Source organism: Algoriphagus ornithinivorans, from assembly GCF_900115305.1.
GTDB classification, from domain to species: domain Bacteria; phylum Bacteroidota; class Bacteroidia; order Cytophagales; family Cyclobacteriaceae; genus Algoriphagus; species Algoriphagus ornithinivorans.
The window spans coordinates 382,906-396,569 of the sequence record NZ_FOVW01000002.1; the positions used below are offsets into that span (position 1 = coordinate 382,906).

The window sequence follows — 13,664 nt, forward strand, 5'->3', positions numbered from 1 at the left end:
TTATGAAAGGAAAAAAGAAAATAGAACACACCAAATTAGGCGCACTAGTCATTGCAGGAGTGCTATTCTTGGTTTTTGCGCTCTATATGATAGGCAAAAACCAAAATATTTTCGGCACTTCAATCACCTTGTTGACAGTGGTAGAAAATGTCAATGGCTTAGTTCCTGGAAATAATGTGAGGTTTCAGGGTATGGATGTAGGCACAGTCAAATCAATCGATATGGCGAACGATTCAACCATAGAAGTTAGCCTTTTGATTAAAAGAAAAATGCAGGAGCACATTAAGAAAAATGCGGCTACTATCATTTCTACCGATGGATTGATGGGGAATAAAATTCTGCACATTGTTCCACAAGATGGGGAAGCAGGCCCAATTGAGGAAGGAGATGTACTTTTTGCCATGGAACAGGTAGGCACAGAAGATATGCTTAAAAAGCTTGATATGAGTGGAGATTACCTTCAAAAAACCCTTGTCAATCTTGCGGATATTACTAACAAATTGAATAAAAGTCAGGCTATTTGGAGCCTGTTGAGGGATACAATGTTGGTGGAAAATATCAATTTGGCAGTAGATGAATTCCGCTTAGCTGGTAGAAAAGCCACTGAGATGGCCCAAGCAGGAAACAGGCTACTGAGAACATTAGAAGAAGGCGAGGGCCTAGTCGATCAAGTGTTCACTGATACAGTTTTAAGCGCAAATTTTTCAAAATCAATCGATCAAATATTAAAAACCGGGGAAGAAGCCGAAAGAGTACTTTTAGAGGCAAAAACTATTTTAAATGAAATCCAAGAAGGAAAAGGAGCTGCTGGAGCTTTGTTGAATGATACCTTGGTAAGGGAATCTCTATTGAATACAATTCAAAATATAGAAAGTAGCACTGAAAGCTTTAATCAGAATATGGAAGCTCTGAAGCATAACTTTCTGTTGCGGGGTTATTTTAAGCGATTAGAGAAAAGAAAAGCCAAGGAGCTGGAGGAATTAGAAAAATAAAAAAGAGGCTGTCTCAAAAGTGCAAATTGTCACATTGAGATTCCTGACAATTGAACAGAATCGAAATGTAGGCCACAACGATAAATATGGCCTTCGACTCCCTGCCTGCGACAGGCAGACCCTAGAGCTAATAATGAGACAGCCTCTTCGAAATATTAAATAAAGAAATCTTCCTCCCAGATTCTAAAGCCTCCTTTAAAGGCATTTTGGTTAGTTCCTAGGCGACAACCTTCAGGGACTTCATTGAGAAGTTTAGAATTTCCTCCTCCCAATACAATGTCCTCTGGTTGGAAGGCATCTGAGAAGATTTCAACAGCCTTGTGAACGTGTTTTTCCCATCTTTTTTGTCCATTCTTGAAGAGATATGGCTTGCCTATATAACTTTCAAAAGTGGTCTTTTTATAAGGCAAATGACCACCTTCGATAGGGATGATAGTTTTGTTTAAAACCATAGCCGTACCGAGTCCCGTTCCAAGGCCCAAAAATAGGAGTTTCTTTCCTTCGAAACTTCCCAATGCTTGCATGGCTGCATCATTAATTATTTTCAATGGACAGCCGAAAGCCTCTTGAAAGTCAAATCCAGCCCAACCCGAACCCATATTTACAGGTTCATTGACAATTTTATTATGCTTTACTACTCCGGGAAAACCTATCGTAATTACATCATATTTCCAATTTGCGGCATGTTCTCTGACTAAGGGGATCATTTGTTCAGGAGTAAAGTCTGCTCCAGATGGAATTTTGATACGTTCAGGCTGTCCCGTTGCTAGAATTTTCACATTGGAACCACCTATGTCGATTACGAGGATTTTCTTGTTGAATTTTTTCATTCGGTAAGCAAAACCACCAAAGGGGTTTATCAAAATTGGTTTTTTAAAGATGTTGATTCGAAACTATAAAATTTAAGGCAAAAAGCGTGTCGCTAATTGCCTTAAATATTAGAAAAATCGGAAAATAGAAGATTTTAGTAAATAGGTGACATCTAAAAGGAGACTAGTTTAAAATGGTAGTTATTTCTTTCATTTTTATTCCAGGTGATTTCCTTGGATAGGTGATAAAAGGCTTCCAAAAGAAATGCATTGGACATTTTTCCTGCATCAATTGCTTTAAAACCAATGAGTTCTATCAATCTTTTAACTCTGATTTTCTCCGGAACGTCATCTCCACAGTAATAGGTTTCTTTGACTATTCCCATTTCATCATTTAAAGGGTACTCCACGCCAAGATTATTAAAGGCCTTGAATAAGTGAGCCTTGGGAGCCGCTTTCTTTAAAAGAGAAGTATGAGAATTGGAGAGTTTCTTGATAAATGAGGCATTTGTACAATCTATGATGATTTTATCCTCAGTATCTGAATTTTTCAATGCACACCAGATTTCTGGAAGGTATCCGTTTTCAGAGCAGATCAATATGATTTCTGCCTGAATAATAGCTGATTCATAAGGGCAAATTCTGTGATGGAATTTATTGAGGACCTTCCATTCCTCATCTTCAACCTCAAAATCGGAGCGGACTCCAAATACAACATTGATACCTGCTTCAATGTATTTTTTTCCTAAAGTTTTGGCTAGCGAGGTGCCGCCTAGTATTCCAATTTTCATAGAGTTTGTCAGTTTTATGAAAGAAATCGTGGGTGAAAGGAAGAATTATCTTCTTCCAAAAACTCACATAAAACATTGAAAACTAGGATATTGAAAAGGATTATCAAAATTTTATTTCGAAAAAAATCGATTTACAATGCACAAAGCATATTTCAGAATACTAAGTCCAAATATTGTATTTTGAAATACACGACCAAAATAGGTGAGTAAATGTGATTTTATGTGGATGACTTACTTTCCGATACAAAACTTCGAAAAGATACCTGTCTGCCGACAGGCAGGTTCGCCATAAATCATCTTTTAAAATTTATTTCCCGATACAGAATTTGGAGAATATATTCGCCAATAAATCATCAGTTGTGATCTCACCGGTGATTTCTCCAAGATAATGCAGGGACCTCCTGATGTCCATTGCCAAAAAGTCATTGGTCACTTCCTGATCCAAGCCTCTTAAAACATCCAAAAGCGATTCCCTGGTTTTAGTCAATGAATCATAATGCCGAATATTGGTCACCACGGTATTTCCAGTTTTGAATTTATCCAAATTGACTAATTCCAGAATTTTTGCCTTGAGACCTTCTAAATTTTCTTTTTGACCAGCTGAGATAAAAATGCTGTCCGGATGCTTTTCTTTTAATTCACTGATCAATTGATTATTAGCCTTGTCTACCTTATTGGCTACTTTCACAAAAGGAACTCCCAGATTTTCCAGCTTATTGACATCCCGATTGATCTCTACTAAGTCTGTGTCACCCAAATCAAAAAGGTATAAAATCAGAGAAGCCGTTTTCATTTTCTCCTGAGTTCGACTTACACCAATTGCTTCAATCGTGTCCGTGGTTTCTCTTAAGCCAGCTGTATCTATGAATCGAAAGATTACCCCGCCAATATTTATTTCATCTTCGATAAAATCCCTAGTGGTACCTGCAATATCTGATACAATTGCTTTTTCCTCATTGAGCAAGGCATTGAGTAGGGTAGACTTTCCAGCATTGGGTTTTCCTGCTATGACGGTTGGAACCCCATTTTTGATAACATTTCCTAAGTCAAAGCTGAGAATCAGCTCTTCTACCACTCTCAACAACTTTTCTACTAGGTCTCTCAAGTCATCCCTGCTGGCAAATTCTACGTCTTCCTCGGTAAAATCAAGCTCCAACTCAATCATAGAAGCAAAGTGAATGAGTTTGGATCTCAATTCCTGAATCTCGGAAGAAAATCCACCTCTCATTTGATTCAATGCAGCCTGATGGGAAGCTTCAGAGTCTGAGTGTATCAAATCCGCAACGGCTTCTGCTTGAGCCAAGTCAAATTGCCCATTCAGAAAGGCTCTCTGAGTGAATTCTCCAGGCTTTGCCGGGCGAACACCTTTTTTCATGAAAAGGCGAATTACCTGGTTGATGATATATGAGGAACCGTGAGTTGATATTTCAACCACATTTTCCTTAGTAAATGATTTTGGAGCTATAAAAAGCGATACGAGAACTTCATCTATGATCTTGTCGCCATCACGGATTGTTCCAAAATGGATGGTATGCGATTCTTGCTTTTCAAGATTTTTTCCCTGAAAAACCTCATTCACTAATCTGATAGAATCTGGTCCTGAAAGTCGGATAACCGCAATGGCACCTACACCCTGAGGTGTGGCCAAAGCAATAATAGTGTCATTTCGCTCGGAGAGTGAAAAGCTCATGGTTTAGGTCTAAAGGCTTTTTCTATTAATTCATTCAAGCCCGCTAAAAATTGTTCAGGCTGTCTGTAACCTGGAAGTTGGGCTATATTTTGTAAAGTAGGTTCTATTATCACAAAATTAGGATAGGAGCGAACTCTCATCGCTGCCGCCATTTCTGCTTCATTGAATTCTCTGCCTCCAAAAGTAAAGGTTCTCTTAGTATCCTCGGCATTTAATTTTACTGCATAAAATTTTGCGTTGATATATTCTACCACCTTAGGATCTGTAAATGTTTCCTTATCCATTTTCTTACACCAGCCACACCAATCTGTGTAGACATCTACCAGTAGCATTTTGGGATTTTTCTCGTTGGCCGCTATGGCATCCTCAAATTTCATCCATTGGATCTCTTGCTGGGCAAAAACCAATTGAGTGAAAGTGAAAAGGAAGAAAAGAAGAAATAATTTTTTCATAAGCTGTAATTCAGGAACTAAACGCCTCCTCCTTAGATTGAGTTCCGAATTTAAATTTAGACTTTTTGCTTTTTAAAACAGCTGAAGTCAAGAAAACGAAACCTGCAACGCTAACCATCATGCCAGCAATCGAAGAATCTAGCCAAAAGGCGAGGTAATATCCGATCACTGAAATTCCGATTCCAATACCTATCGTCAATTTGATCAATGACTTGATTTGCTTGGTCCAAAGAAAAGCAGTGGCTGGAGGCACTACTAATAAAGCTACCACCAAAATCGCACCAACCGCCTCAAAGCTGCTAACTGTTGTATACGAAACCATGGACATTAAAGCTAAATTGATGGCACCTGCAGGAATTCCTAAAACGATCCCGAAGCTTTCATCAAAACTGGTAAGCTTTAACTCTTTGAATAAAAGCCAGATAAAAGTGATTACCAGCAGTAGGTTTAAGATAGCAAGCCATGTAATTCTAGGTCCCATACTAAAACCAGATTTGGTAATCCACAGATCAATTGGCAAATAGGCGATTTCACCGTACAGCACACATTCCTGATCCAAATCTACCTTGTAGGCAAGCATATTGATTAGAATTATTCCTATCGCGAATAAAAGGGTGAAGGTGATACCAATAGAAGCGTCCAATTGAACTTTGGCTTTTTTTCTCAACCAATCAATGATGAGGGTAGCTAATATCCCCAACAAACCTGCACCAATTATGACTTCTATTCCCCTTTGCGTACCAGAAATAAAAAAGCCAATGACAATTCCAGGCAATACTGCATGTGAAATAGCATCTCCTGTCATAGACATTTTGCGAAGCATCATAAATACTCCCAAAAGTCCACATGAAATGGCAATCAGAGATGCTGTGAAAATGATCAGAAAAGCATTGGTATCAATGGTCATCATGGTCTCTTGGGATATTTTCCTGATGCGGATCTAGCTTTGGATAATTCAATCTGTTATCTAAAAGCTCCTCTAATTCAGGAGTGATCAAATGTTCTAATTTTTCAGCAGAATCATGTACGTGATCAGGGGCGATATTCATGTATTCATTCAAATACAATTCCCACAATCTATGTAGTCTTACAATCCTTTTTGCTTCTTTCTTTCCGCTTTCATTTAATTCTATAAAACCTTCTTTAACAGTTAATTGATTGGTTTTATTTAGAGTTTTAATTGATTTCAAAGTTTCAGTTTTATGTACTGGATACATTGAAAGAAGTTCTTGGATTTGAAGCCCGGATTTTTGCTCCTCCATTGCCTTATAAAGACTCTTAAGCACATGCTCCTTATGCGTCTTTTTTAAATAAGATTGGCGGGAAATAAAACGGAATAGAACTCCCTTTTTTGGAGCGAAAAGAAAAGAAATCAAAGCTAGGGTTGATAAGCTGACCACAACCCAAGGACCGGTTGGCATTTGGGGGATGATAAACGAAATATAGGTTCCGACTATTCCGGATATGATTGCAAAGAGAGCCGCCAAAATCAAAAGCGTTCCGAGCCTATCTGTCCAAAATCTAGCTGCTGCTCCAGGGGTGATCAATAAGGCTGCCATTAAGACAACTCCAATCGCCTGAATGCCGATGACCACTGAAAGGATCATTAAAATGTTGAAGACAACACGAATTCCCTTCATTGGAAAGCCGATTGCTTTTCCATATTCAGCATTGAAAACCAGAAGACTGAATTCTTTTAGCAGTAAACTGAGCGTTAGAATAATCAACAGAGAAAGTGAGCCATAAACCCAAAGGTCTTCTTCCAATATTCCAATGGCGTTACCGAAAATAAACTGATTTAATCCGGCCATTTCTGGATTGCCTGTCTTTTGGATCATGGTCAAAAGCACAATTCCAAAACCGAAAAAAACGGAAAGGATTACAGCTATGATAGAATCTTCGCTCAGTTTGGTGTTTTCCTTTAGCCATGAACTCAAAAATGTAGCAAGAGCTCCGGAGAAAATCGCTCCTCCAACTATGAAAAAAGGATTTTTTTCACCTGCTAAAATGAAACCCAAACAAATACCTGGCAATACTGCATGAGAGATGGCATCCCCGAGAAGGGCCTTATTATCCAAAAAACTGAAAGTACCCACATAGGCAGACCCTATACCTAATAAGGTAATCCCCATCACTATAAATAGGATGGAAGAGTCTTGGAATGAAAAGAAATAGAGAAAATCCTCCATATCAGTTTTTAAGTGGATTGAATTCTTTCTTACGAATGAGGTCAGTTACTTTGGTAAGAAGGTTTAACTTTCCTCCGTATGTTTTTCTGAGTAGTTCCTCACTTACTACCTCTTGCTTCGGGCCTGAGGCTACTAAGTGTAGGTTGAGCATGATGATCCATTCGAAGTAACTCATTGCCGAATGTATATCATGATGCACCACCACGATTGTTTTTCCTTCCTTGCTCATTTCCTGCAGTAACTGGAAAATGGCTGTTTCAGTCGCCATATCCACTCCTGCAAAAGGCTCATCCATCAAATACAAATCAGCTTCCTGTGCTAAAGCTCTTGCAATAAAGACTCTTTGCTGTTGTCCGCCTGATAGTTCGGAAATTTGACGAGAGGCAAAGGCATTCATTCCAACCTTCTCCAAGCAATTATGAGCAAGCTCTTTTTCTTTTTTTCCAGGCCTTTTGAATAGTCCCAATTTCCCATAGGTACCCATCAGCACTACATCCAAAACAGAAGCTGGGAAATTCCAATCTACAGATTCCCGTTGGGGCACATAGCTGATCCGGTTTCTTACTTGCTCTAAATCCTTATTGAAAATTTTAACATAGCCTCCACTTGCTTGCACCAAACCCATGATAGCCTTGATCAAGGTTGATTTACCAGCTCCATTAGGCCCTAAGATTCCAATCAACTTTCCTTCAGGCAAGCTTAAATCCACGTTCCATAATACAGGCGATTGATCATAACTCACCGTGAGATCATGAATTTCCAAAATGGGGTTTTCTACTTGTTGGATCATGGCAATAGGCTTTTGAATATGGTTTCAATATTGGAGCGAAACATACCTATGTAAGTTCCGGCCGGAGTTTCAGGACCATCCAGACTGTCAGTGTATAATGGTCCAGCTAATTGGATAGGATGGCCTGCATTTTCACATCCCGCCACTACAGCTTTAATGGCTTTTGGGGAAATGGTTTGCTCTGCAAATACTGCTTTGATATTTCTATCTATAATAAATTGAACGAGCCCAGTCAGATCTCTAAGACCCGGTTCGCTTAAGGTGGATAGTCCCTGCAAACCTTTTACTTCAATTGAATAAGCTTTTCCGAAATAGGCAAATGCATCATGTGCTGTAATTAATGCTTGCTGACTCTGATTCAAGAGTTGGGCTTTATCTATGACTTCTTGATGTAGCTGATCTAATTCCTGAAAATACTGAGTTGAATTTGATTCAATGGTACTTTTCCATTCCGGTTTCCAGACGATAATTTCTTCAGAAGCGAATTGCATAGCCATTTTCCAAAGGGAAACATCGAACCAAATATGTGGATCTACACTATGAGCTTCAGGCCCTGATCTAATCAATAATTCTTCTGGAATCTTTTCTGAGACATTGATCAAGTCTTTGCTGAAGGCTAGTTTCTCAAATATCTCCGTCATTTTACCTTCCAAATACAATCCATGGTAAATTACTAAATCTGCATCCTGCAAAAGATCCAAGTCTCTCACTGAGGCTTTATACAAATGTGGGTCAACACCGGCAGGCATTAAAGCGATTACCTGAGCATTTTCCCCAACAAGTTTTTTAATCCCATCCGCTAAAATGGAAGTGGTGGTTACAATCACCGGTAATCCAGTTTCTTCACTTTCACGAAACTTACAAGATGAAAGTAAAAGAACACAAATTAGAATCGAATAAAATCTGATCATGACTGAAGGACCAAAATGTTACCAGCCACATCCTTGGACATAAAGATATTTTTCTTTTGATCTACCAATATTTCCAAAGAACCATCAAACTCAACCTTGTCCAGGACTTTGATTCTGGCCCCGATGTAAGCGCCAACCTTGTCAAGATACCTTAAGAAGGCTGCAGAACTATCTTTCACCGCCACGATCTGACCTGATTGATTTAGCTCCATTTCATTCAATGGAATTCTAGGTCTTGCTCTGACATCCCCAAATTCATCCGGTATTGGATCACCGTGAGGATCAAATTTCGGATAATTAAGAAATGCATCCAGCCTTTGGATCAGTAGGGGAGACTGTATGTGTTCCAATTCCTCAGCAACCTCATGAACTTCATCCCAAGCAAAGTTGAGTTTCTCAACCAAAAAAACTTCCCATAGTCTGTGTTTCCGGATAGTTTGTAAGGCTCTCTTTTTTCCTTCATCGGTAATATTGACCCCGTAATATTTTCGGTACTCAATCACTTCTTTCTCTCCAAGCTTACGGAGCATATCAGAGACAGAGGCCGGCTTGGTATTCATTTCACCAGCAACATCATTGGTTGATACTGATTTTTTTCCCCCATCGGAGAGATGGTAAATGGCTTTCAAATAATTCTCTTCAGCTGTGGTCAAGTTCATCGTCTGGAATTTAATAAGACAAAGATAAAAATATTTTTAGATATAGCTAAAATATAATTTGAAACCGTCTAAATCACCTGTGGATAAGCTCATTTTTATTGTGATTTGTAATTTAGGTTAGGCTAAAATATAAATTAATACTATCTAAAAAATGGGTTAAAATGCTTTATATCAATATTTTAAAAATCTATTTTTCATAAAATAACCTCAATAGGGTACTTGGGAAATGAGTTTCCATTTATGAAAATCGAGTGTAAAAAGGAGTTGATTGGTGGATAAGTTTTCCACTTATCCACGAGGTAGGGAATTGGCCTATGAGAGAGATTGGATTAATCTCTGGAAATCAGGCTTAACCGTATCCCAATGGATTTCTGATGGTATTTCTCCTTGAAAGTAATAATTGGATAATGCTACCTTGAAAGAAGACTTAGCATTTATCAAGTCTAAAAAGTCGATTGATTTACCTCCTCCAAATTGAGACAAAAAGTTCTCCCAATTGGGATTAGGACTATGTAAAACTGCTTTCCCTAAACCGGCACATTCATACAGTTTAGTCGGCATTTTGGGAGCTATTTCAGGACTTTGTTTGTAAGGTAATAGTACAAAGTCGGCCATTTCCATAGCTTGAATGATTTGCTCATGAGGTATGGGCTGCCTGGAAATTTCAAGATTGATGTAGGATTTGTTTTTCACAAAATCAATTAGCTCTTCCCCGAATTTCTCAATTGTGCAATGCCCGATCACATGAAGCTTAGTTTGTGGGAAGTCTTGGATAAGTATGTCTACCCATTTTATGGCGTCTAAGGTGCCAAATGCAGGACTAAGGGTACCAGTAACTAAGAGATGGATCTCTGGTTTTTCATCGACCTTAAATGGCTTTGTTTTTCTGATCTTTCCCTGAAATAAATTAGGGAGTATTAGCGCTGGTTTCTTTTCCGGCATTTCTATAGCATAGCAAGATTCAGCCAAGAGATAATGATCGATGGAGGCCAATCTTTCGGATAAAAAAATGACTGTTTTAGAGAGGCTTTTAGCCAAAGAACTTCTTGAATTAGGAAGATTTTGATTGGCTAGATAATTTTCCTGAACATCATAAATCAAGCTATATCTCAGGAAAAACTTGAGGAGTGTAGCGGGCAATAAATATTCCCAAGTACAACAAATGAGAACTTTTGGCCTTGTTTTGATGGTTAGGTATAGAAATCGGATCGGCAAAAAGGCTCTCTGCCAAAAAGATTTTATATCGCTGATAGAATAAAAATATCTAACATCACTGGATTTTAAAGGTCTTTTAGAGGAAAAGCCTATGAAGTTTAGCCTGTATTTATTTGTTTCACGCAGCGAAAGGCCAAGCTTCGCAAAAGCTCTTGTATCCTGTATAGGTTTTAAGCTTGAAGCTATCAGTACAGGAGTCTTATAGGCCGATTCAACATGCATAAACGAAACTAAACAATTTAATGGAACTCAGAGAAATCATCGAAAGAGCTTGGGAAAAAAGAGAATATCTTAAGGAAAAAGATACTGAAATCGCCATCAAAACTATCATTGCCGACTTGGACGCTGGTCAAATTCGTGTAGCTGAACCACAGGAAGATGGTTCATGGAAGGTAAATGACTGGGTGAAGAAGGCAGTAATCCTGTATTTTCCAATTCAGAAAATGCAAACTATTGAAGTTGGGCCTTTTGAATTTCATGATAAAATGGCGCTTAAGACCAATTATGCCAAGCAAGGTGTTCGTGTAGTTCCTCATGCTGTAGCTCGATATGGTGCACATCTAGCAAGCGGAGTTGTCATGATGCCAAGTTATGTTAATATCGGTGCCTTTGTGGACAGTGGCACGATGGTTGATACCTGGGCAACTGTCGGTTCTTGTGCTCAAATCGGCAAAAATGTTCATTTAAGTGGCGGTGTAGGTATCGGAGGTGTGCTAGAACCTGTTCAGGCAGCTCCGGTAATTGTAGAAGATGGAGCTTTTGTTGGCTCTAGAGCTATCATAGTAGAAGGAGTCAGAATTGGAAAAGAGGCAGTAATTGGTGCAGGTGTGACTTTGACAGCTAGCTCAAAAATCATTGATGTAACGGGTTCTGAGCCTAAAGAATATAAAGGTTATGTTCCTCCTCGTTCAGTGGTTATTCCAGGATCAATCAGCAAAGAATTCAGTGCTGGTACTTTCCAAGTTCCTTGTGCATTGGTCATCGGTCAAAGAAAAGCTTCTACGGATTTGAAAACCTCACTGAATGACGCATTGAGAGAAAATAACGTAGCAGTCTAAACCAACTATTATGAAAATGTTACTCCGAGCCGGGTGTGTTGTACTTTTAAGTGCAACATTTCTGGCTTGTTCTAATTCAAAGCAAAACAAAGGGGATGCTTATTTCAACAAAGGCAAATACGAAGAAGCCGTGGGGGAATATTCAGAAACCCTGAAATTCAATCCCAATGATGTTACTTCTCTTTATAATAGGGGAAGGGCATTTGAAGAGCAGGGCCAATATGATTCTGCCTTGAATGATTTTGAAAAAGCGATGCAAATCGATCCTAACAACTTTCAGATTCTTTTAAGCATTGCCAATATCCATTATCTCAACAAGGAGTATTCTAAGTCCTTGCTTTTTGCAAATAGGGCAGAAGAGATCTCAGGGGCTCCGGCAACAGCTTCTTTTATGAAAGGAAGAGCTCTTCATCAGTTGGGAAATACCCTAGACGCGATGAAGGCCTATAATAATGCGATTAAGCTTGACAAAGATTTTGCACAGGCTTATTTTAATAGAGGAATGCTTAAAGTAGCTACCAATAAAAAAAGAGGAGGATGTGAAGATTTTCAGCTAGCAAATGGCTTGGAATATCCAGGAGCTAAAGAAGCTTTAGAAAAGTACTGTAAATAAAGAAGAGGCTGTCTCAAAGGTGATCATGTCACATTGAGCGAAGTCGAAATGTGCTTAAAAACAATAGAAATAGCCTTCGACTCCGCTCTGGCTGACATTAAACCGATTTATGAGACAGCCTCTGTTTTTTTAATGTTTATGCTCGATTTTTTGATGATCGCAAATGAGTTCAGAAGATAAACTTCCTGTGCCTCCACATAATTTACATTCACTGATTTCTTTGAGGCTTCCTTGGCAGTTGGGACAAGTCAACCTTCCGTCACCTCCGCATCGGTCGCATTCGAAGTATTCAACTATATTGAAAATATTCCTTTTTGTAATCATTCCAGTAGCTGCACACTTACTGCATCCTACAACACCTTTGCCTCGACAATAGGTACAACTTTGTTCTAATTTCTGCTTTCCTCCACAGTTTGAACAGGGTTCAAGTCTATATCCCTTTCTATCACAGAGCTGACATTGAATGATTTCTTTGAGCGGTCCTTCCAGTTTTTTCTGTAATTCTTGTGCTCCTTGATAATTAGCTCCCCTGAAACCATTTATTTCTAAATATTTATTCAAAAAGTTGGAGCTATTATCATATTGACCTAACTGATAAAGTGTCTCTGCAAAATAATAGGGCATTTCTTCCGGGAGGGGTAGACCTGAGTCGATCAGGTTTCTGAATATGGAATTGGCAGTGGTATAATCCTGTCTTTCCATGGCAGCTAGGGCACCTTTCATCCAACGGTCAGTCTGACCAAGATTTGGAACCCCTTGCCCTATACTGGTGAAAGTAAAGAGGAAGAAAATAAGTATGAATAGTGGAGAAAATTTTGAAAACACGGGTTGAATCAATTTTAATTTCAAGGTTACAAACTTGCTTTCGAAGACGAAAGTTAATGTTTGTAAATGGAGTTTTTTTAAAACATTCTTTAAAATGGATTTTGGAAGATAAAAATTGTCTTTATTTTAGGATAATAGTTTTGATTAATCACCCGATTAAAGAACTAGAGTCAAGAAACATTTTAACCTAAACACTAATAACATGGCAAAATCAATTGATGCTATTGAAGGTATCGGACCTGTATTCAAGGAAAAACTGGCAAAAGCTGGAGTAAAAACAGTAGAAGGCTTGCTACAACATGGAGCTTCTAAATCTGGAAGAAAGAAAATTGCAGATGCTTCGGGTATAGATGAAGGAAAAATTTTGGATTGGGTCAATATGGCAGATCTTTTCAGAATCAATGGCATTGCCAGTCAATTCGCAGAATTACTCAAAGCGGCCGGAGTTGATACTGTAAAAGAATTAAGAAATCGTAATGCAGAAAATCTTCATGCTGCTTTGGTAAAAACCAATGCTGAAAAGAAACTCACAAGAGCTATTCCTGCATTATCCAGAGTAGAGGATTTTGTAGCCCAGGCAAAAGCATTGGATCCTGTTGTAACTCATTAAGTTTCCCTTTTATCTAATTTCAAAAAAACCTTTTTGCGACTTGCATCAAGGTTTTTTTTG

General features: G+C 38.6%; 15 protein-coding genes. 4 read left to right on the forward strand and 11 right to left on the reverse strand.

Annotation, left to right across the window (positions count from 1 at the left end):
* The first annotated feature begins 2 nt into the window (after positions 1–2).
* On the forward strand, positions 3–992 hold the full coding sequence (locus BM073_RS03850; protein WP_091650614.1) for an MlaD family protein: 990 nt from the start codon (positions 3–5) through the stop codon (positions 990–992).
* Between the two features lie 155 nt (positions 993–1,147).
* Here the strand turns inward: BM073_RS03850 and BM073_RS03855 are convergent, their stop codons facing one another.
* The 10 genes from BM073_RS03855 to BM073_RS03900 form a co-directional block, all read right to left on the reverse strand.
* The gene (locus BM073_RS03855; RefSeq protein ID WP_091650616.1) at positions 1,148–1,822 is read right to left on the reverse strand and encodes an ROK family protein; all 675 of its coding nucleotides are present in this window, start codon (positions 1,820–1,822) and stop codon (positions 1,148–1,150) included.
* A gap of 152 nt (positions 1,823–1,974) precedes the next feature.
* Positions 1,975–2,592: an NADPH-dependent F420 reductase gene (locus tag BM073_RS03860; RefSeq protein WP_091650619.1), complete on the reverse strand. Its 618-nt coding sequence runs from the start codon at positions 2,590–2,592 to the stop codon at positions 1,975–1,977.
* A 307-nt stretch (positions 2,593–2,899) separates the two neighbouring features.
* Positions 2,900–4,282, reverse strand: a complete 1,383-nt coding sequence (gene mnmE, locus BM073_RS03865; protein ID WP_091650621.1) for a tRNA uridine-5-carboxymethylaminomethyl(34) synthesis GTPase MnmE — start codon at positions 4,280–4,282, stop codon at positions 2,900–2,902.
* Positions 4,279–4,734, reverse strand: a complete 456-nt coding sequence (locus BM073_RS03870) for a thioredoxin family protein (protein ID WP_091650624.1) — start codon at positions 4,732–4,734, stop codon at positions 4,279–4,281. Before BM073_RS03870 ends, mnmE begins: the two co-directional genes overlap by 4 nt.
* Positions 4,735–4,744: 10 nt before the next feature.
* Entirely contained in the window at positions 4,745–5,644 is a 900-nt protein-coding gene (locus BM073_RS03875) for a metal ABC transporter permease (protein WP_317042643.1), read from the reverse strand.
* Entirely contained in the window at positions 5,631–6,923 is a 1,293-nt protein-coding gene (locus BM073_RS03880) for a metal ABC transporter permease (RefSeq protein WP_091650628.1), read from the reverse strand. The genes BM073_RS03875 and BM073_RS03880 overlap by 14 nt, the downstream gene beginning before the upstream one ends.
* Before the next feature lies 1 nt (position 6,924).
* Entirely contained in the window at positions 6,925–7,713 is a 789-nt protein-coding gene (locus tag BM073_RS03885; RefSeq protein WP_091650630.1) for a metal ABC transporter ATP-binding protein, read from the reverse strand.
* Complete coding sequence (locus BM073_RS03890) at positions 7,710–8,624, reverse strand: metal ABC transporter solute-binding protein, Zn/Mn family (RefSeq protein WP_091650633.1); 915 nt, start codon at positions 8,622–8,624, stop codon at positions 7,710–7,712. The genes BM073_RS03885 and BM073_RS03890 overlap by 4 nt, the downstream gene beginning before the upstream one ends.
* Entirely contained in the window at positions 8,621–9,283 is a 663-nt protein-coding gene (locus BM073_RS03895) for a metal-dependent transcriptional regulator (RefSeq protein ID WP_091650635.1), read from the reverse strand. The genes BM073_RS03890 and BM073_RS03895 overlap by 4 nt, the downstream gene beginning before the upstream one ends.
* A gap of 312 nt (positions 9,284–9,595) precedes the next feature.
* Entirely contained in the window at positions 9,596–10,720 is a 1,125-nt protein-coding gene (locus BM073_RS03900; RefSeq protein WP_091650638.1) for a glycosyltransferase family protein, read from the reverse strand.
* 20 nt (positions 10,721–10,740) lie between these two features.
* Here BM073_RS03900 and BM073_RS03905 point away from each other — a divergent pair, with 20 nt between their 5' ends.
* Both BM073_RS03905 and BM073_RS03910 read left to right on the forward strand, forming a co-directional pair.
* Complete coding sequence (locus tag BM073_RS03905; protein WP_091650639.1) at positions 10,741–11,556, forward strand: 2,3,4,5-tetrahydropyridine-2,6-dicarboxylate N-succinyltransferase; 816 nt, start codon at positions 10,741–10,743, stop codon at positions 11,554–11,556.
* A gap of 10 nt (positions 11,557–11,566) precedes the next feature.
* A complete protein-coding gene (locus BM073_RS03910; protein ID WP_091650642.1) occupies positions 11,567–12,169 on the forward strand; it encodes a tetratricopeptide repeat protein in 603 nt (200 codons plus the stop codon).
* A gap of 129 nt (positions 12,170–12,298) precedes the next feature.
* Here the strand turns inward: BM073_RS03910 and BM073_RS03915 are convergent, their stop codons facing one another.
* The gene (locus BM073_RS03915) at positions 12,299–12,994 is read right to left on the reverse strand and encodes an outer membrane protein assembly factor BamD (protein ID WP_091650951.1); all 696 of its coding nucleotides are present in this window, start codon (positions 12,992–12,994) and stop codon (positions 12,299–12,301) included.
* Between the two features lie 202 nt (positions 12,995–13,196).
* On the opposite strand from BM073_RS03915, the gene BM073_RS03920 reads away from it, so the two are divergent.
* On the forward strand, positions 13,197–13,604 hold the full coding sequence (locus BM073_RS03920) for a DUF4332 domain-containing protein (RefSeq protein ID WP_091650644.1): 408 nt from the start codon (positions 13,197–13,199) through the stop codon (positions 13,602–13,604).
* Positions 13,605–13,664: the final 60 nt, after the last annotated feature.